This window comes from Tritonibacter horizontis, assembly GCF_001518015.1.
Taxonomy (GTDB): domain Bacteria; phylum Pseudomonadota; class Alphaproteobacteria; order Rhodobacterales; family Rhodobacteraceae; genus Epibacterium; species Epibacterium horizontis.
In genome coordinates, this window is record NZ_LPUY01000071.1 from 1 (window position 1) to 17,459 (window position 17,459).

The 17,459-nt window shown below is 61.8% G+C and carries 18 protein-coding genes; 11 read left to right on the plus strand and 7 right to left on the minus strand.

The features are described from left to right. Positions 1-143 precede the first annotated feature (143 nt). On the minus strand, positions 144-1,496 hold the full coding sequence (locus tag TRIHO_RS11870) for a DEAD/DEAH box helicase (protein WP_068243685.1): 1,353 nt from the start codon (positions 1,494-1,496) through the stop codon (positions 144-146). 429 nt (positions 1,497-1,925) lie between these two features. On the opposite strand from TRIHO_RS11870, the gene TRIHO_RS11875 reads away from it, so the two are divergent. Together TRIHO_RS11875 and TRIHO_RS11880 are read left to right on the plus strand one after the other, a co-directional pair. Then, on the plus strand, positions 1,926-2,345 hold the full coding sequence (locus TRIHO_RS11875) for a Fur family transcriptional regulator (protein ID WP_068243688.1): 420 nt from the start codon (positions 1,926-1,928) through the stop codon (positions 2,343-2,345). A gap of 145 nt (positions 2,346-2,490) precedes the next feature. Continuing rightward, the gene (locus TRIHO_RS11880; protein ID WP_068243690.1) at positions 2,491-3,417 is read left to right on the plus strand and encodes a DMT family transporter; all 927 of its coding nucleotides are present in this window, start codon (positions 2,491-2,493) and stop codon (positions 3,415-3,417) included. A 10-nt stretch (positions 3,418-3,427) separates the two neighbouring features. Here TRIHO_RS11880 and TRIHO_RS11885 read toward each other — a convergent pair whose 3' ends face one another. Further along, complete coding sequence (locus TRIHO_RS11885; protein WP_068243693.1) at positions 3,428-4,678, minus strand: MFS transporter; 1,251 nt, start codon at positions 4,676-4,678, stop codon at positions 3,428-3,430. Positions 4,679-4,925: 247 nt separating this feature from the next. Here TRIHO_RS11885 and eno point away from each other — a divergent pair, with 247 nt between their 5' ends. The 3 genes from eno (at position 4,926) to TRIHO_RS11900 (ending at position 7,537) form a co-directional block, all read left to right on the plus strand. Then, positions 4,926-6,203, plus strand: coding sequence for a phosphopyruvate hydratase (gene eno, locus TRIHO_RS11890; protein ID WP_068243696.1), 1,278 nt, complete (start codon positions 4,926-4,928; stop codon positions 6,201-6,203). 136 nt (positions 6,204-6,339) lie between these two features. Beyond that, positions 6,340-6,939: a GNAT family N-acetyltransferase gene (locus tag TRIHO_RS11895; protein WP_068243698.1), complete on the plus strand. Its 600-nt coding sequence runs from the start codon at positions 6,340-6,342 to the stop codon at positions 6,937-6,939. Between the two features lie 151 nt (positions 6,940-7,090). Next, positions 7,091-7,537: a hypothetical protein gene (locus TRIHO_RS11900; RefSeq protein WP_068243702.1), complete on the plus strand. Its 447-nt coding sequence runs from the start codon at positions 7,091-7,093 to the stop codon at positions 7,535-7,537. A gap of 6 nt (positions 7,538-7,543) precedes the next feature. On the opposite strand, the gene TRIHO_RS11905 is transcribed toward TRIHO_RS11900, so the two are convergent. The 3 genes from TRIHO_RS11905 to mazG all read right to left on the minus strand — a co-directional run bounded on the left by TRIHO_RS11905 (position 7,544) and on the right by mazG (position 9,878). Next, positions 7,544-7,993 (minus strand): GNAT family N-acetyltransferase, encoded by a 450-nt coding sequence (locus TRIHO_RS11905; RefSeq protein ID WP_068243705.1) that lies wholly within the window; start codon positions 7,991-7,993, stop codon positions 7,544-7,546. Further along, positions 7,990-8,931 (minus strand): nucleoside hydrolase, encoded by a 942-nt coding sequence (locus TRIHO_RS11910; protein WP_068243709.1) that lies wholly within the window; start codon positions 8,929-8,931, stop codon positions 7,990-7,992. The genes TRIHO_RS11905 and TRIHO_RS11910 overlap by 4 nt, the downstream gene beginning before the upstream one ends. A 125-nt stretch (positions 8,932-9,056) precedes the next feature. Next, positions 9,057-9,878, minus strand: coding sequence for a nucleoside triphosphate pyrophosphohydrolase (mazG, locus tag TRIHO_RS11915; protein WP_068243715.1), 822 nt, complete (start codon positions 9,876-9,878; stop codon positions 9,057-9,059). Positions 9,879-9,940: 62 nt separating this feature from the next. On the opposite strand from mazG, the gene TRIHO_RS11920 reads away from it, so the two are divergent. From TRIHO_RS11920 to speB (TRIHO_RS11930), 3 genes are all read left to right on the plus strand, one after another. Continuing rightward, positions 9,941-11,104: a M20 aminoacylase family protein gene (locus TRIHO_RS11920; protein WP_068243717.1), complete on the plus strand. Its 1,164-nt coding sequence runs from the start codon at positions 9,941-9,943 to the stop codon at positions 11,102-11,104. 94 nt (positions 11,105-11,198) lie between these two features. Further along, entirely contained in the window at positions 11,199-12,164 is a 966-nt protein-coding gene (speB, locus tag TRIHO_RS11925) for an agmatinase (protein WP_068243720.1), read from the plus strand. After that, positions 12,161-13,123, plus strand: coding sequence for an agmatinase (gene speB / locus TRIHO_RS11930; RefSeq protein WP_068243723.1), 963 nt, complete (start codon positions 12,161-12,163; stop codon positions 13,121-13,123). Before speB (TRIHO_RS11925) ends, speB (TRIHO_RS11930) begins: the two co-directional genes overlap by 4 nt. 57 nt (positions 13,124-13,180) lie before the next feature. On the opposite strand, the gene TRIHO_RS11935 is transcribed toward speB (TRIHO_RS11930), so the two are convergent. Further along, a complete protein-coding gene (locus tag TRIHO_RS11935) occupies positions 13,181-13,474 on the minus strand; it encodes a hypothetical protein (RefSeq protein ID WP_068243728.1) in 294 nt (97 codons plus the stop codon). 72 nt (positions 13,475-13,546) lie between these two features. Between TRIHO_RS11935 and prfA the strand changes: the two genes are divergently transcribed. The 3 genes from prfA (at position 13,547) to TRIHO_RS11950 (ending at position 16,326) form a co-directional block, all read left to right on the plus strand. After that, complete coding sequence (gene prfA, locus TRIHO_RS11940; protein ID WP_068243731.1) at positions 13,547-14,599, plus strand: peptide chain release factor 1; 1,053 nt, start codon at positions 13,547-13,549, stop codon at positions 14,597-14,599. Further along, a complete protein-coding gene (prmC, locus tag TRIHO_RS11945; RefSeq protein ID WP_068243733.1) occupies positions 14,596-15,432 on the plus strand; it encodes a peptide chain release factor N(5)-glutamine methyltransferase in 837 nt (278 codons plus the stop codon). Before prfA ends, prmC begins: the two co-directional genes overlap by 4 nt. A 231-nt stretch (positions 15,433-15,663) precedes the next feature. Further along, positions 15,664-16,326 (plus strand): DUF4167 domain-containing protein, encoded by a 663-nt coding sequence (locus TRIHO_RS11950; protein WP_068243734.1) that lies wholly within the window; start codon positions 15,664-15,666, stop codon positions 16,324-16,326. Positions 16,327-16,503: 177 nt separating this feature from the next. On the opposite strand, the gene rsmA is transcribed toward TRIHO_RS11950, so the two are convergent. Then, positions 16,504-17,349 (minus strand): 16S rRNA (adenine(1518)-N(6)/adenine(1519)-N(6))-dimethyltransferase RsmA, encoded by an 846-nt coding sequence (gene rsmA, locus TRIHO_RS11955; RefSeq protein ID WP_068243735.1) that lies wholly within the window; start codon positions 17,347-17,349, stop codon positions 16,504-16,506. Between the last annotated feature and the right edge of the window lie 110 nt (positions 17,350-17,459).

The following is a 17,459-nucleotide window of genomic DNA, read 5'->3' on the forward strand; positions in this document are numbered from 1 at the left end:
GGCGAGATTACTGTTCTGGTGGCGACGGATGTGGCCCCGCGCGGCCCAACGCTTTTGTCGGAGCCTTTGGCTCAGAGAAAAGGGGCGGGAGTGTTCCCCCGCCCCTTGAAATACCAAAACCGTGACCCTGTGATCCGTAGGGGTCAGGATTTGCTGCGTCTGCGGTTTCCGCCGGCACCGGCCGAGCGCGCTTCACCACCTGCACCCTGACCTTCAGAGCGGCCAGCGCCACCGCCACCGCCGCCAAAGCGACGACGGCTGCCGCCGGGTTTGCCACCTGACTTGCCGCGACCACCTGCGCCGCCGCCGCCAGGGCGACCGCGTCCGCCACCGCGTGCGGGTTTCGCGGCCGGATCGGGCAGCTCTTCCCAGGCCCGACCAGAGGCAACGGGGATGGTGATCCCCATCGTCTTTTGGATCGCCTTCAGATCGCCGATCTCGTCGGGGGCACAGAATGCGACGGCCTGACCATCCTTGCCAGCGCGCGCGGTGCGGCCGATCCGGTGGACATAGGCATCTGGCACATTCGGCAGTTCGTAGTTGTAGACGTATTTCACATCCGGGATATCAAGGCCGCGCGCGGCCACATCTGTCGCCACCAGAACCGTAATCTCGCCGGATTTGAACGCCCGCAGGGCGCGTTCACGTTGGCCCTGGCTCTTGTTGCCGTGAATGGCGGCTGCCTTGAAGCCGGATTTCTCCAGCACCTTCATCAGCTTTTCCATGCCGTGTTTGGTGCGGCCGAAAACCAATGTGCGTTCGCCCTCATGGCTGGCCAGCTGTTCTTTCAGCAGCTTCAGCTTTTCAGCCTTGGCGATGAAATGCACCGACTGCGTCACTTTCGCGGCGGGCTTGCCGGGAGGGGTCACTTCGACCCGGACCGGGCTCTTGAGATAGGCGTTGGCAATCTCGTTCATCTGTTTCGGCATGGTGGCCGAGAACAGCATGGTCTGACGCTCTTCGGGCAGCAGGGCCGCGATCTTGCGCAGGGCATGGATAAAGCCAAGGTCCAGCATCTGGTCCGCTTCGTCCAGCACCAGGAAATCACAGGAGCCAAGATCCAGTGCGCGGCGGTCGAGGATGTCCAGAAGGCGGCCCGGCGTGGCGACAAGAATGTCGGTGCCGCGGGCGATACGGGAAATCTGCGGGTTGATCGAGACGCCGCCGACCACCAGGCCGGTCTTCAGCGGGGTGCCGTCGGTCAGGGCCTTCAGGGTTTCGGCAATCTGGTTGGCCAGCTCGCGGGTGGGGGCCAGGATCAGGCCGCGCACGCTCTTGGCGGCGGGTTTCTGGCCATATTCCAGCATCTGGGCAACCAGCGGGATGCCAAAGGCGGCCGTCTTGCCGGTGCCGGTCTGTGCCAGACCCAGCACGTCCTTGCCTTGCAGCGCATGCGGGATGGCATGGGCTTGAATCGGCGTCGGATCGGTATAGCCGAGTTCCTTGACGCGGTTCAAAAGCAGTTCGGGCAGATCCATGGATGAAAATTCGGTCACAATAGCCTTTCTTCGGCCGGAATGTCACAGACACGCAGACCGCCGGGGCGCGACACTCATGGTCAGCGGCTCCCGTTCGAGTGGGGCGGAAATCTCCGACACTGTCTGGCCTCATGCCGACAGGTCGATCTCTCGCACGTAGCCCCACGCGTGATCTTGGAACCATGGCACCCCTGGAAAAGAGCTGGTCAGACGAACAAATGTCCGTCTTTCTGAAAGGGCGCATCGGGTCGGGGTCGTGATCGACCCCTGGGCGCCTTCAGCTCTCTGCTCACGCGGCAGAGGGTGTGCCTGTGGGGGCACATGGCCTGTGAAGGAGGGTTTGTCAATGGTCCATCCGTACAGTTGCCTGTTTTCGTCAGGGGTTGCATTCGATAAAAGGAAACGCCAAGCAAGGGACCCCTGATCGAGCAAAGGGAAGGGAAAGCCATGACGACCGATACCATTATTTCCCGCTGCGAGGCGCATGGACTGCGGATGACCGGCCCCCGCAGGACCATTGCCCGCATCCTGCAAGAGAGCGACGATCACCCGGACGTGGAGGAGCTGCACGCCCGCGCCAACGCGCTTGATTCCCGCATCTCATTGGCCACCGTTTATCGGACGGTCAAATTATTCGAAGAGTCCGGCATCCTCGACCGGCTGGAATTCGGCGACGGGCGGGCGCGCTACGAGGATGCGGATCGCGAGCATCACGACCATCTGATTGACCTCAACACGGGCGAGGTGATCGAGTTCTGCGACCCCGAGATCGAAGCCCTGCAGGAAAAGATCGCCCAGAAACTCGGCTATCGGCTAAAGGGGCACAAATTGGAACTCTATGGTGTTCCGATCAAGAGAGAACGCTAATCAGTCCTGACCCATCACGAACGCTCATGCACATGTTCACAAGTTGTGCTGTTGCGACGACGAATTTGGACTTGCGCCCCGTAGCGCCTGCGCGCGATGGCAGGGGGACCGGTTTCACAAGTTCCCAACGCAAAGGCCACCCCTCATGGACAATGTCAAAGGTATCCTGCTCCTGCTTGTTGCCATGGTCGGGTTCACGATCGAGGATCTGTTCATCAAGCAGCTTTCTGGCAGCCTGCCGGTGGGCCAGATCCTGTGCCTGATCGGTGTCGCGGCCGGCGCGGTGTTTCTGGTGGCCCTTCGGGTCAAGGGACAGCCGGTGTTTGCGCGCGCCGCCTGGCGGCCGTTGCCGGTGCTGCGGGCGCTGACCGAAGGGGGTGCGGCAATGAGTTTCGCAACCGCTCTGGCTCTTGTCGATATCTCGGTGGTTGCGGCGGTGTTTCAGGCCACGCCTTTGGTGATCACGATGGGCGCGGCCCTGTTTCTGGGGGAGCAGGTCGGGTGGCGGCGCTGGAGCGCGATCGGTGTCGGGTTTGTCGGCGTGCTGATGATCATCCGCCCCGGTCTGTCCGGGTTCGAGCCCAACGCGCTATTGGTTTTGATTTCTGTCCTCTGCGTCGCCGTTCGCGACCTGATCACACGGCGGATGAATGTTAGCATCCCGTCGTCGCTGGTGAGTGTTCAGGCCTATGGGGCCGTGATCCTCGCTGGGGGGATCTTGTTGCTGGCGTCACCGGCACCTCTGGCGATGCCAACCTCTCCGGAATGGGGGATGCTGTTCTGCGGCACTCTCTTTGGGGTCATCGCCTATTATGGCCTGGTGACGGCGACCCGGCTGGCCGACGCGGCGGTGATCACGCCCTTTCGGTACTCGCGTCTGGTGTTCTCGATGATTGGCGGGGCGATTGTGTTTGCGGAACGCCCGGATGCCATGACGCTGGCCGGGTCCGGTCTGATCATTGCCACGGGGCTCTATACCTTTGTCCGCGAGCGCCGTCTGGCCCGCCATGCCGCCCGCGCCGCCAAAGCCGAACAGGTCCTTCGCGACGCTGCCAACACGGTCAAAGCCTAGGGCCACAGGCCTAGAGCGGCGCTGCGGCGGCCTGTGGCAAGAGCCGTTTGCGGGCCTGGGCGATGCCGAGCATCATGACGATCGACGCAAAGGCAAAATAGGCCGCGATCCCATAACCCTGCTGGTCGAAGGCAATTCCGAGATCGATCAACAGCCCCGTCAGCCCTGGTCCGATTGCAGAGCCCAGCACCATCACAGCTGTCGCCAGCGCCTTGATCGCCCCAATGTTGCGGGTTCCGTACAGCTCCGCCCAAAAGGAGTTCTGCAGCGTCGCGTTGGCTCCGGTTGTCAGCGCCAGACAAAAGAGCCCGACGCCAATCCCGAGGCCACTGCCGAACGAGGCAAAGATCACAAAGGCAGCCACCATCGGCCATTGGTAGAATGGTGTCAGCCGTGCCGCCCCCCAGCGATCCAGCGCCCAGCCAGAGGCGACCATCGCCGTCACCGCCATCGCGGTATAAAGGGGAAACAGTGCCACCAGTTCCAGATGGGCCCAGCCCTTGGTGGTGGCGAAGTGCAGCTGATGAAAGAAAAACGCGGTGTTGAAGGCGGCCGGCCCCAGGATCGCGGGGACCATGCACCAGAACAGCGGCGAGCGCAGTGCCTCCCAGCGGTTCCAGTGGCGCCCGTCCATGCCAACGGCGCTGCTGTCATCGGCGGTTGACTGCGGGGTACGCTCCTGGGCCAGAAGGCGCGCCAGCACCGGGGCGCCCAGCAGACAGACCCCGGCACTGATCAGCCACAGGATACGCCAGTCCAGGACCGTCATCAGCGCCACGAAGCTGAGCGGCAGCAAAGCTTCGCCCGCGGAAAAGCCGAGCGTGGCAATCGACAAAGCACGTCCGCGTGTGGCGATGAACCAACGTGCCATGGCGATTACGGCCAGATGGCTGCTCATCCCCTGACCGAAGAACCGCAATGCAAAAATCGCGACCGGCAGCAGCCAAAGGCTTTGGTTGAACGCCATGGTGACGCAGGCCAGCGCCAGTCCGCACAGGATCAATGGACCAAGATGGCGCACCCGGAAGACATCGGTTAGCCCGCCCGCCCAGACCATCACCAGCGCAGAGGCCGAGGTGCCGATCATGTAGAGCCCGCCCCATTGCGCGTGACTGAGGCCAAATTCCAGCCGGATCTGGCCGGCGAAAATCGAAATGAAAAACGTCTGTCCAAAGCTGGACAGGAAGGTCAGCATCGCGCCGGCCGAAAGATACCGGGCGTTGGCGATCAAGAATCTCTGGAAGCTGGGTGAGGCTGTCATCCGTGCACGCTTGCTCTGTTAAGGATCTCGCGCAAGATTTAGCGCTAACCTTCGGCAAGGAACCGCGTCTGGCGCGTCATTTTTGCCGCGCCTTTTGGCGCCCGTCACCCATGGTTTTGGAAAAATCCCGCCTGTTAGGGCTAAACTGCCCAAATTACGGCTGTTAGCGATAACGCGTCAGGTTTACTTTTTACAAGGGCTTGCTATGACCGGGGGCAAATCGTGTCACAGTGAGGGACCATTTCCGATGAGCACCATTATCGACATCCACGCCCGCGAGATCCTCGACAGCCGGGGCAACCCCACCGTCGAAGTCGATGTCCTTCTCGAAGACGGCACCATGGGGCGCGCAGCGGTCCCGTCCGGTGCCTCCACTGGCGCCTATGAGGCGGTCGAGAAGCGCGATGGCGACAAGGCGCGCTACCTCGGCAAGGGGGTGCTGGAAGCGGTCGCTGCCGTGAACGGCGAGATCGCGGACGAACTGGTCGGCTTTGACGCAACCGAACAGGTTTCCATCGACCGTGCCATGATCGAGCTGGATGGCACCGACAACAAAGGCCGCCTTGGCGCAAACGCCATTCTCGGTGTGTCGCTGGCGGTGGCAAAGGCCGCGGCCGATTTCACCACCCAGCCGCTCTATCGCTATGTGGGCGGTGCTTCGGCGCGGGTTCTGCCGGTGCCGATGATGAATATCATCAACGGCGGCGAGCATGCGGACAACCCGATCGACATCCAGGAATTCATGATCATGCCGGTGGCGGCAGAGAACATCCGCGATGCGGTGCGCATGGGATCCGAAGTGTTCCACACGCTGAAAAAAGAACTGTCCGCTGCCGGGCTGTCAACCGGGATCGGCGATGAAGGTGGCTTTGCTCCGAATATCGCCTCCACCCGTGAAGCGCTTGATTTCATTTTGAAATCTATCGAGAAAGCAGGCTACAAACCGGGCGAGGAGATCTATCTCGCGCTCGATTGTGCCGCGACCGAGTATTACAAGGATGGCAAATACGTGCTGTCTGGCGAAGGCAAGACACTGACCTCGCAAGAGAACGCAGACTACCTCGCAGCGCTGGTTGCCGATTATCCGATCATCTCGATCGAGGACGGCATGTCCGAAGATGACTGGGACGGCTGGAAAGCCCTGACAGAGACGCTTGGCAACAAGGTGCAACTGGTCGGCGATGATCTGTTCGTGACCAACCCCGCGCGTCTGGCGATGGGGATCGAGAAGGGCTGCGCCAACTCCATGCTGGTCAAGGTGAACCAGATCGGCACCCTGACAGAAACCCTGCAGGCCGTCGAAATGGCGCATCGGGCACGCTATACCAACGTCATGTCGCACCGGTCCGGCGAAACCGAGGATGCCACGATTGCGGACCTCGCAGTCGCCACCAACTGCGGTCAGATCAAGACCGGCTCGCTGGCGCGCTCTGACCGGCTGGCGAAGTACAACCAGTTGATCCGGATCGAGGAAACGCTGGGCGAAGTCGCCGAATACGCAGGTCGTTCGATCCTGAAAGGCTGACCCCAGCTCTGTCCGAATGCGAAAACGCCCCGGGTCGAACCGGGGCGTTTTTCGTTGCGCGCCATCTGCTTGTCCTGCCTGACCGTGGCGCGTAGACCGGCAGGGAAAATCGAATTGGACAGCACGGAGCGCCCCCATGTCTCTGCCCGACGGCATCACTGATCTTGGCCCTGGAAAACTCGCCTCTCTGGTGACCTATCTGGAAATGTTCAGCCCGCCAGAACCCGCAGCGGTGCCCCTGCAGCCGGATGTGACGCTCAAGCGGCACGATGCGCCATGCGTTGAGTGGTATCGCAGGCTCTACCGGTTGGTCGGGGAGGACTATCTGTGGTTTTCGCGTCTGGTGATGGCGGACGACCTGCTGGCCGCCCATCTGGCCTCTGACACGGTCGAGGTCTGGTCGGTGCAAAAAGACGGCGCCGACCTTGGGTTGCTGGAATTGGAATGGATGCCAAGTGGCGATTGCGAGCTTTCGTTTTTTGGCCTGTCATCGGGGCTGATCGGGGGCGGGGTTGGCCGCTGGCTGATGGCGCAGGCCATCGAGCGGGCTTTTTCGCGCGGTATCAAACGGTTCTTCGTCCACACCTGTAGCCTCGATAGCCCGCAGGCGCTTGGTTTCTACATGCGCGCAGGATTCGTCCCCTATGGCCGTGCGGTCGAGATCGCGGATGATCCCCGCTGTCTGGGCCTTTTGCCGAAAAGCTGTGCACCGCAAATTCCCTTTCTCAAACCCTGACAGGCTGCGATTTCCGGGCAGTCTTTGGGCGCTCCCGATCCTCGAATCGCCTTTTTGCGCGGAAAAAATGCCTTCCATGACAGTTTCATGACATACTGAGTAGGTCGCAAAATAAAAATCAGCGACCGTTTGTTTGCTATGGAGGTTTGTCATGTTTCGAGCAATCGACCCAAAGTCGCGCAAAAAATCTCGCCCGGCCTTTCTGCAATGCGCCGCCCTATGTGGCCTGGTGCTCGCGCCCTTCCTCGGGCTGACCACCGAGGCACAGGCTGGGTGGAGCCGGGTCCCCGGTGGGCTGCGCCTGGACGGTGAAATCAAGGCCATCGACTATGGCGCGTTTCTGCATCATTTTGAGGCGGCGATGCTGGAGGAACCGCGCCATGCGCCCATCGCCATCTGGCTGGCTGGCACCGGCGGCGACGAAACGGCCGCTTACCGGATTGCCGAGATCCTTGCCGTGGCGCAGGAACACGGGGTGCGTTTGGCGACAGTGATGGCGCAGGGGCACAGCTGTGATGGTGCCTGTTTTATCCTATATGCACTCGGGGACGAGCAAATCGCGGCCGCCAGCGGCACCCGGCTGATTGTTGGCAACTGATCCGGCTCAGAGCTTGCGGCTCATCAGGACATAGCGGTCGCGGGGTTCAAATCGCGCCCGGCGATAGAGTTTGGTCGCCGCCTCATTGTCGCGATTCACTTCGATATGCAGCGCCCGTACCCCGGCCTCTGCCAGCGTGCGGGGCAGGGCGAAGAGAACCTCTGTCGCGATCCCGCGCCCGCGCACGGCCGGGCGGATGAACAGTTCGTCAATCATGCCGTCCAGCCCACCGAATTCGACCGACCAGGTAAAGGTCACGATCAGATAACCGATGGGTGCGCGCACCGGCCCCACCAGGTAAATCGCCCCATAGGGGATGCCGTCAAGCAGGGGTTGCAGCGCCCCGCGGCGTTGCGCATCCGTGCTCTCAATGCCTTCTTCGGCGTGGAAACCGGCGACCAGTGTCAGCAGTTTTTCCAGATCCTCGGGACGCGCCAGATGGAGCGAGGCGCTCATAACCGGCCCAGACGTTCGGTCAGCAGCGCAAAAAATCCGTCGGCGTCGACGTCACCAATGAACATCGCGTTGGCCGGGCGGTCGGTGACGCCCCACCAATCCGCAACCGTCATCCCAAGTGTCAGCGCAGAGATGGTTTCAATCTCGACATTGATCTGGCGACCGCTGAACAGATCCGGGCGGATCAGATAGGCAATGACGCAGGGGTCGTGCAAGGGCCCGCCTTCGGAGCCATATTTCTCAACGTCGAACCGTTCAAAGAAATCAAGCATATCCGCCGTGAAATGACCCACGCGGGTGTCAAGCGCCCGAAACGCTTCGATCCGCGGGCGTGTGGCCAGCGCCTTGTGGGTGACATCCAGAGGCAGCATGGTGATTGCGACACCCGAGCGGATCACCTCCTGCGCCGCCTCCGGGTCAACGTAGATGTTGAATTCTGCCGCCGGGGTGATGTTGCCCACTTCGAAGTAGGCCCCGCCCATCAGCACGATTTCCTGCAGGCGGTCGATAATATCGGGCGCCTTGCGAAACGCGGCGGCGATGTTTGTCAGCGGGCCAAGCGGGCAGAGCGTGACAGTGCCGGGCGCCTCTGCCCGCAGGGTGTCGATGATGAAATCCACACCATTTTGCACGGCAAGCGGCGTTTTGGGCTCGAACAATTCCGGTCCATCAAGGCCGGTGCGGCCATGGACATGTTCCGCCGTCACCAGTGGACGTTCCAGCGGGGCGTCGCAGCCTGCATGCACCTTGACGTCGGGCCGCCCTGCGACCTCGCAGGTGATCCGGGCGTTTTTCTGCGTCAGCGGCAGCGGGACATTGCCGGCAACCGTGGTGATCCCAAGCAGGTCGATCTCTTCCGGAGAGCCAAGCGCGAGCAGGATCGCAACGGCGTCGTCCTGACCGGGGTCGGTATCAATGATGATTTTACGCGGGCTCATTGGCGGCTCCGTTGTCTGAAAAGCAAGAGTGGCAAGGCGTCTGGCGCTTGTCCAGCGGGGGTGAGATCGAACGAGGGCCGTGCACGCCACGGGACGCAAAAGCCGGGCTTTCGGCCCGGTCCGGCCTAGGCACGTGCTTTTTCCTCGGCTTTGACCTCGTTCCAGAACGCGTCCATTTCGTCAAGGTCGCTGTCCTCAGGACGTTTCCCGATTGCTGCAAGTTTGTCTTCTACAGCCTTGAAACGGCGCGTGAACTTTGCGTTGGTGCGGCGCAGGGCCGCTTCGGGGTCAACATCGAGGTGACGGGCCAGATTGGCCATCACGAACAGCAGATCACCAAGCTCGTCTTCGACATCATCCTGTGTCAGCGCGTCGCGGGCTTCGACCAGCTCTGCCGACTCTTCTGCGATCTTGGCCAAGACGTTCTGTGCGGAGGGCCAGTCAAATCCGACACGGGCCGCCCGCTTTTGCAGCTTGAGCGCCCGCAACAGGGCCGGCAGGCCAAGGGCGACCCCGTCCAATGTGCCGGATTGCGCTTTGGCCGCGCGCTCGGCAGCCTTGATCGTCTCCCAGTCCCGGGTCTGCTGAACGGCGGATTTGTCGCGGGTCTCATCCCCAAAGACATGCGGATGCCGGGCCACCATCTTGTTCGACATGGTGGTGACCACATCCTGAAAATTGAAATATCCCGCCTCTTCCGCCATCTGAGCGTGAAAGACGGATTGGAACAGAAGATCACCCAATTCGCCTTTCAGTTCCTCCCAGGACCGCCGCTCGATGGCGTCGGCGACTTCGTAGGCCTCTTCGATGGTATAGGGGGCGATCGTGCTGAAATCCTGTTCCAGATCCCAGGGGCAACCGGTCTGAGGGTCGCGTAACCGTTGCATGATGGCCAGCAACCGTTCGATCCCTGCGGTTTCGTCGTGGATCAGCCTGTTGTCACTCATTGCACCTGCCTGTCTCCTGTGATGAGGTGCATCATCCCGACTATTTTACAGGAGTCCACCCCATGCCGGTCGTCAACCGTATCGCTGAATTCACCGAGGATATGAAGACCTGGCGGCGTCATCTGCACCAGATCCCGGAACTGGGGTTGGATACAGTTAAGACTGCCTCCTATGTGACTGAAATCCTTCAGGGGTTTGGCGTCGATGAGATCCATCAAGGGATTGCCCAGAACGGGATCGTGGCGATCATCAACGGGCAGGGCGCCGGGCCGACCATTGGCCTGCGCGCCGATATGGATGGTCTTCCGATCACCGAGCCGGCGGCGGTGGAGTATGCCTCGACCCATCCGGGCAAGATGCACGCCTGCGGTCACGATGGCCACACCACCATGTTGCTCGGCGCGGCGCGGTACCTGGCGGAGACGCGCAATTTCGCGGGCCGTGTGGCGTTGCTGTTCCAGCCGGCCGAAGAAGTCATCGGCGGGGCGCGGATCATGGTCGAAGAGGGGGTAATGGACCGGTTCGATATTCGCGAGGTCTACGCGCTTCACAATGCGCCGGGCCTGCCAGAGGGGGCGTTCCTGACAACGCCGGGCCCGTTGATGGCCGCGGTGGACACTTTTACTGTCGCGCTGACCGGGATGGGCGGGCATGGCGCCATGCCGCATCTGACCCGCGATCCGGTCATGGCGGCCTGTGGCATGGCGCAGGCGATCCAGACGATTGTCAGCCGCAATCACCACGCGACAGAGGATCTGGTGATCTCGGTGACACAGATCCACGCCGGGACGGTGGACAATGTGATCCCGGAGACGGCTTTCATCAACGGCACCATCCGGACCTTCAATCCCGAGGTTCAGAAGATGGTGATGACCCGCTTTGACGAAATCGTGAAAGGCTGCGCCGTCGCCTATGGTGTCGCGGCGGAGCTGACCTACGAGGTCGGCTATCCGGCGACCATCAACGATGCGGAAAAGGCGGCCTTTGCCGCCGGTGTTGCGCGTGAGATCTCTGGCGAGGCGCAGGTCGAGGCCGAGGGTGGCCGTGAAATGGGGGCGGAGGATTTCGCCTATATGTTGCAGGCGCGTCCCGGGGCCTATCTGTTCATTGGTCAGGGCGAAACGGCCGGGCTCCATCACCCCGCCTATGACTTCAATGACGCGATTGCGCCCGTGGGGGCGTCATTCTTTGCCCGGTTGGTGGAGAAAGCACAGCCTCTGGCTTGAACTCTGCCCATGCGGCCGGCTTTCGGATGACAAGCCGGTCAGCATTCGCTATGGCGAGGGCCACAACCCGCCCGAAGAGAGGGAGCAGACCAAGATGGCGTTGGAAGATGCAAAGACCCAGGTGGACCAGGCGTTTACCCGCGACGAGCTGAAGGGGCTGAGTTTCGAAAATACGTTCGGCGGCGCGCTGTCGTTTTTGCGGCGACGCTACAGTAAGGATCTGACCCATGCGGATATCGCTGTCACCGGCATTCCGTTTGATCAGGCTGTTACCAACCGGCCGGGCACCCGTCTGGGGCCGCGCGCGGTGCGCGAGGCATCGGCGCTGCAAAGCCCGGATGCGCCTTACGGTTGGGACATTTGCCCGGCAAGTGAACTGGCCATCGTTGACTATGGCGATCTGGCGTTCGACTATGCCAATGTGCCTGCCTTTCCGGATGCCCTGACCGACCATATTCGCACCATCCTGGCCAGCGAGACGGCCTCTGTTGCGATTGGCGGTGACCATTATGTCAGCTTTCCCATCCTGAAGGCCTATGCCGAGAAATACGGCCCGCTGTCGCTGGTGCATTTCGATGCCCATAGCGACACCTGGGCCGATGATGACTTTAGCCGCGTTGATCACGGAACCATGTTCTACAAGGCGGTGAAGTCCGGCATTATCGACCCCAAGACCAGCGTTCAGGTCGGCATTCGCACCACCAACGAAGACAATCTTGGGGTTCCGACCATTGACGCGCCAACCGTGCACGAGATCGGCCCCGTCGAGACCGCACGGCGTATCCGCGAGGTGCTGGGCGACCGGCCGGTCTATCTGACCTTTGACATCGACTGTCTCGATCCGGCCTATGCGCCTGGAACAGGCACGCCGGTCTGGGGCGGTTTGACCTCGGCCCAGGCAGAGGCGATCCTGAAAGGGCTGCGCGGCATCAACATCAAGGGCGGTGATGTGGTCGAAGTCTCGCCCCCCTTTGACACCACGGGGGCCACCGCCATCGCTGGCGCACATGTGGCGATGAGCATCATTTGCCTATTGGGCTGGAGGATTACGGGACGATGAAAGAGTTCAATCAACCAATCAGCGGCAACGATCTGGCCCGGTTTTCCGGCCCCAACACCTATATGCGGCTGCCGCAGGCGACCTCGCTGGACGGGCTGGATGTGGCGGTTCTCGGGGTTCCGATGGACATTGGCACCTCCTGGCGGTCCGGCACGCGGTTCGGCCCCAAGCAGATCCGGGCCGAAAGCGCGATGATCCGCCCCTACAACATGACCACCGGCGGCGCGCCGTTTGATCATCTGAACGTTGCCGATATCGGCGATCTGGCGATCAATACCTTCAACCTGCCGGAATCCCTGCGCATCATCGAAGAAAGCTATGACGCCATCCTGTCACAGAATGTGGTGCCGGTCGCGATGGGGGGGGATCACTCCATCACCCTGCCCATTCTGCGCGCAATCGCCCGCAAACACGGCCCCGTTGCGCTGATCCATCTGGACGCCCATGCCGATGTCAACGACGAGATGTTCGGCGAAAAAGAAACCCACGGCACCGTGTTTCGCCGCGCCCACGAAGAAGGTCTGCTGGTCGACGACAAGGTCTATCAGATCGGGTTGCGTGGCACGGGCTACGGTCCGAATGACCTGAAAGAGCCGCAGGGCTGGGGCTTTCAGCACTTTCTGGCCTCGGAGCTCTGGAACCGGTCGCTGCATAACATGGGGGCGGAGATCCGCCGCGATATCGGCCCGCGTCCGGTCTATATCTCCTATGATATCGACAGCCTTGATCCGGCCTTTGCACCGGGCACCGGAACGCCGGAAATCGGCGGGTTGACCAGCATGCAGGCGTTGGAGCTGATCCGGGCATTCAAGGGGATCAACCTTGTTGGCTTCGATCTGGTCGAAGTCTCACCGCCTTATGATCCCTCTGGCAATACCGCGCTGGTGGCGGCGAACCTGATCTACGAAATGCTGTGTATTCTGCCAGGGCAGGGGCCGGAACGCACCGCCGAGGCCTGATGCCACGCCATTTCTCCCCGGACCCAAGCGCGGATCGGGCTTTGGGCCCGGGGGAGGTCAGAGTTTTGGCAGCCTCTGAGGACGGCGCGATTGGGTATTTTCTGCCGAGAGGCAGCCGTCTTGAACTTTGCGCCACATCGGGACGTTCAAGGACATCTGGCACTGGGCCATGAACATGGTGCCATCGACCTGCAGGCAAATCGTTTCTCCCAGTTCGATCCGCCCGCCCTGCTTGTCGGTGCAATAGCAATCAATCGTCTTGCCGCCCGGACCTGTGACATCGGCTGCGGCCGTGTTTGCAAACACGGCAAGGACAGGCACAAGATGGACAAGAAGACTGGTATGTTTCATGGCGCTAGCCTATCACAAATGAAGCCCCGCGCCAAAGCAAGAGGCGCCTGAAACAGTGAGACACCTCCGAGAATGATCCCCGAAGACCGGCTGGAACAGATACTGCAACGCTACCAATACCTTGAGGCCGCGATGGCCGATGGGGCGGGGGGCGATATTGCCCGGCTTGCAAAGGAATACTCCGATCTGCGACCGGTGATCGAACAGATCGAGGCCTATCGCCAGCTGCTGCGGGATCTGGCCGAGGCCGAGGAAATGCTGGACGATCCGGACATGCGGTCCTTGGCACAGGAAGAAATTCCGATGCTCAAGGCCGCCCTGCCTGAGGCCGAGCGCAACCTCCAGCTGGCCCTGCTGCCAAAGGACGAGGCTGACGGGCGCGCGGCGATCCTTGAAATCCGGCCTGGGACAGGCGGCGATGAGGCGGCGCTGTTTGCGGGCGATCTATACCGGATGTACAGCCGCTACGCCGAGGCGCGCGGCTGGAAGGTCGAAGTAATCGAGGAACAGTTCACCGAACTGGGCGGGCTGAAGGAACTGGTGGCCCGGATCAATGGCGATGGCGTTTTTGCCCGGCTGAAATACGAAAGCGGCGTGCACCGGGTCCAACGCGTCCCGGTGACGGAAAGCGGCGGCCGTATCCACACCTCTGCGGCGACCGTGGCCGTGCTGCCAGAGGCGGAAGATGTCGACATCCGGATCGACGCCAATGATTTGCGGATCGATACCATGCGGTCTTCGGGCGCTGGGGGGCAGCATGTGAACACCACGGACAGCGCGGTGCGCATCACGCACCTGCCGACCGGGCTGGTGGTGACCAGTTCCGAAAAATCCCAGCACCGAAACCGCGAAATTGCCATGCAGGTGCTGAAAACACGGCTCTTTGATCTGGAACGGCAGCGTATTGACAGCGAACGCTCGGCGGATCGGGCCAGCCAGGTCGGATCAGGTGATCGTTCAGAGCGGATACGAACCTATAATTTTCCGCAAGGGCGGATGTCGGACCACCGGATCAATCTCACGCTTTACAAGCTGGAGCAGATCATGGGCGGCGACCTGGAGGAAATCATCGACGCGCTGACCTCGGACCATCAGGCGCGCATGATGGCGGAAATGGGCCAATGACCACCACCGCCGCACAGGCGATGGTCGCTGCGACCGCCCGGCTGCGGGCCGCCGGGGTTGACGATCCCGCCCGCGATGCGCGCGTGTTGCTGGCGCATGCGGCGCGCGTCGATGCAAGCCGGGTCACATTGATCGCCCCCGAGGACCTGCCCTCGGAGATTGTCGAACGCTACGAACAGCTTGTCTCGCTCCGGGCGATCCGGGTGCCGGTCTCGCATCTGATCGGCGAACGGGATTTCTATGGCCGTCGCTTCAAGGTCTCGGCTGATGTGCTGGATCCCCGCCCGGAGACGGAAACTTTGATCGAGGCGGCCCTGTCACAGCCGTTCGAACGGGTCCTGGATCTCGGTGTCGGGTCTGGTTGCATCCTGGTGACGCTCCTGGCCGAACAACAGGGGGCCATTGGCCTCGGGGTAGATCTGAGCGAGGCAGCCTGTCTGCAGGCAAGTGCCAATGCGGTGCTGCACCGGGTCGAAGCGCGCGCCGATATCCGCAGGTCGGACTGGTTCGCGGCGGTTGACGGGCAATTTGACCTTATCGTCTCCAACCCGCCCTATATCGCGCTGGAAGAGATGGACAGCCTTTCGGCTGAGGTGCGCGATCATGAACCGCAAATGGCGCTGACTGACGGCGGCGATGGTCTTGGGGCCTATCGTAAAATCTGTGCCGGAATTGGGCCGCATCTGGCGCAATCGGGCCGCCTGCTTGTGGAAATTGGTCCGACCCAGGGCCCGCCCGTGATGGATCTGATGCGGGATGCGGGCCTGACCGATGTCGCGGTGCTGCAGGATCTCGACCGACGAGATCGCGTTGTTTTGGGCAGGCGTTTGTGACATTTCGAACGAAAAACTCCGATATTTGGTGTTTGACCACAAAAAAAGGTCATTTTCTGGCCGCTGCCCCCTTGTTTGTGTTGCTGGAAAGTGGTTACTCAAAGTGTCGCTGCTGTAAGAGTTCTTTGACAGACCTCTCGGCGACGCCAAGCCCAAAAAAGTTCGCAGATCCGGCGCAGAACGCGCAATTCGCGGTCTTCGACAATTAGAACCAAGGCTGACGTTAGGCATATGAGATCGTCCAAATCACGTTCGCGTTCGAAATCGAACCGGAACCGCCCGAATGGGGTCAATGTTGTCAACCGCGTGTTCGACAGCAACGGGCCCGAGGGAAAAGTGCGCGGTACGCCGCAGCAAATTATTGATAAATATAACCAGCTTGCGCGGGATGCGCAGTTGGGCAACGATCGGGTTGCCGCGGAAAACTTCCAGCAACACGCAGAACACTACCTGCGCATGCTGAACGAGGCCCAACGCGAGATCGACTCTCGTCGCGAAGAGCAGGAGCGTCAGAATCGCGAGCGCCAGGCCGAACGGGATCGCGAGCGTGCCGAGCGGCTGGAACGTCAGGAGCGCGATGCTTCCTCTGACGCCACCGTTGGCGATGGCCCGCAGCCAGAGATTCAGGATCCGCGCGATGTGGTGACGGAGGCATCTGACAACAGTGGCCTCGTGGACACGCCGGAGGGACAGACCGCACCTCAGGACAGCGCTGAGCCGAAGAAAGCGCCAACCCGTAAGCCACGGAGCCGCAAGCCGGCAGCCCCGAAGGACGCCGCCGAGGCGGCCAGTGACGAGGGCAAGGCAGAGGCCAAGCCCGAGGGCGAGGCAAAGCCAAAGCGCAGCCGCAAGCCGAAACCCAAGCCAGAAGAACCGCAGGAAGCCGCAGAGTAATTTGCAGCATCCACCGGGGCCCGGACCCTGCGCCGGCTCGGTCTGACCCAAAGTTCAAAAAAGCCCCTGATGTCTGGCATCGGGGGCTTTTTGTCTTTTGGTATTCCTGGGTTGTATTGTCAGGCGGCCTTGCGACATTGTTCAGCCCTTGTGGGCGGCCCAGCTGCGGGCCAACGATCAGCCTTCGCCCGCGATGCTGCGCGCCAATGCGCAAAACCCTTCCAGGCCGACCTGTTCTGCCCGTTCGGTGGGCGGGATGCCGACGGCGTTCAGGTGCTCTTCGATGGCGGGGGTTACGCCCTTCAGCGCGGCGCGCAGCATCTTGCGCCGCTGGTTGAATGCGGCGGCAACGATGCGCGACAACACCGCAGCATCAGCGGGAAAACGGGGTTCCGGCAGGGCGGTCAGATGCACCACGGCGCTGCTGACCTTTGGCGGCGGAGTGAATGCGCCCGGTGGCAAGGACATCACGATGCGCGCATCGGCCCGCCATTGGGCCAGAATGGCAAGACGCCCATAGGCCTTGGAGCCGGGCTGTGCGACGATCCGTTCCGCGACCTCGCGTTGGAACATCAGGGTCAGGCTCTGCCAGACCGGCGGCCAGACCTTGGGCGTCAGCCAGCGCACCAGCAATTCCGTTCCGACGTTATAGGGCAGGTTGGCAGCGATCCGGATCGGTGGGGTCAGATGGGCCAGCGGGTCGATCTCCAGCGCATCGCCGTTGATCACTTCAAGCTGGCCGGGATAGGCGGCTGCGATCTCGGCCAATGCCGGCAGGCAGCGCTGGTCCTTTTCGATCGCCAGCACCCGGCGCGCGCCTTCGCTGAGAAGACCGCGGGTCAGGCCACCGGGGCCCGGCCCGATTTCCAGCACGTCGCAGCCGCTGAGGTCGCCCGCCTGACGCGCAATCTTGGCGGTCAGGTTGAGGTCCAGCAGAAAATTCTGACCCAGAGATTTGCGGGCCGAGAGCTGGTGGGTCGCGATGACCTCACGCAGCGGGGGGAGTTTGTCGATTGCGCTCATGATGCGCCTTCATAGGCCGCCCTGCGCGATCTGAAAAGGCTTCGCGTGCGGGATTGCGGGGGGATCACGCTGCGGCCCGCCCACCGCAGGGGTCGGCGATGACGCTCGAC

What these genes read in the sequence shown, in the direction of transcription:
- TRIHO_RS11875 (WP_068243688.1), top strand. Translation starts at nt 1,926, where the DNA reads ATGACGACCGATACCATTATTTCCCGCTGCGAGGCGCATGGACTGCGG.
- rsmA (WP_068243735.1), bottom strand. Translation starts at nt 17,349, where the DNA reads ATGAGCGCAATCGACAAACTCCCCCCGCTGCGTGAGGTCATCGCGACC.
- mazG (WP_068243715.1), bottom strand. Translation starts at nt 9,878, where the DNA reads ATGAGTGACAACAGGCTGATCCACGACGAAACCGCAGGGATCGAACGG.
- TRIHO_RS11920 (WP_068243717.1), top strand. Translation starts at nt 9,941, where the DNA reads ATGCCGGTCGTCAACCGTATCGCTGAATTCACCGAGGATATGAAGACC.
- TRIHO_RS11895 (WP_068243698.1), top strand. Translation starts at nt 6,340, where the DNA reads ATGTCTCTGCCCGACGGCATCACTGATCTTGGCCCTGGAAAACTCGCC.
- TRIHO_RS11900 (WP_068243702.1), top strand. Translation starts at nt 7,091, where the DNA reads ATGTTTCGAGCAATCGACCCAAAGTCGCGCAAAAAATCTCGCCCGGCC.
- speB (WP_068243723.1), top strand. Translation starts at nt 12,161, where the DNA reads ATGAAAGAGTTCAATCAACCAATCAGCGGCAACGATCTGGCCCGGTTT.
- TRIHO_RS11905 (WP_068243705.1), bottom strand. Translation starts at nt 7,993, where the DNA reads ATGAGCGCCTCGCTCCATCTGGCGCGTCCCGAGGATCTGGAAAAACTG.
- TRIHO_RS11880 (WP_068243690.1), top strand. Translation starts at nt 2,491, where the DNA reads ATGGACAATGTCAAAGGTATCCTGCTCCTGCTTGTTGCCATGGTCGGG.
- prfA (WP_068243731.1), top strand. Translation starts at nt 13,547, where the DNA reads ATGATCCCCGAAGACCGGCTGGAACAGATACTGCAACGCTACCAATAC.
- eno (WP_068243696.1), top strand. Translation starts at nt 4,926, where the DNA reads ATGAGCACCATTATCGACATCCACGCCCGCGAGATCCTCGACAGCCGG.
- TRIHO_RS11935 (WP_068243728.1), bottom strand. Translation starts at nt 13,474, where the DNA reads ATGAAACATACCAGTCTTCTTGTCCATCTTGTGCCTGTCCTTGCCGTG.
- prmC (WP_068243733.1), top strand. Translation starts at nt 14,596, where the DNA reads ATGACCACCACCGCCGCACAGGCGATGGTCGCTGCGACCGCCCGGCTG.
- speB (WP_068243720.1), top strand. Translation starts at nt 11,199, where the DNA reads ATGGCGTTGGAAGATGCAAAGACCCAGGTGGACCAGGCGTTTACCCGC.
- TRIHO_RS11910 (WP_068243709.1), bottom strand. Translation starts at nt 8,931, where the DNA reads ATGAGCCCGCGTAAAATCATCATTGATACCGACCCCGGTCAGGACGAC.
- TRIHO_RS11950 (WP_068243734.1), top strand. Translation starts at nt 15,664, where the DNA reads ATGAGATCGTCCAAATCACGTTCGCGTTCGAAATCGAACCGGAACCGC.
- TRIHO_RS11885 (WP_068243693.1), bottom strand. Translation starts at nt 4,678, where the DNA reads ATGACAGCCTCACCCAGCTTCCAGAGATTCTTGATCGCCAACGCCCGG.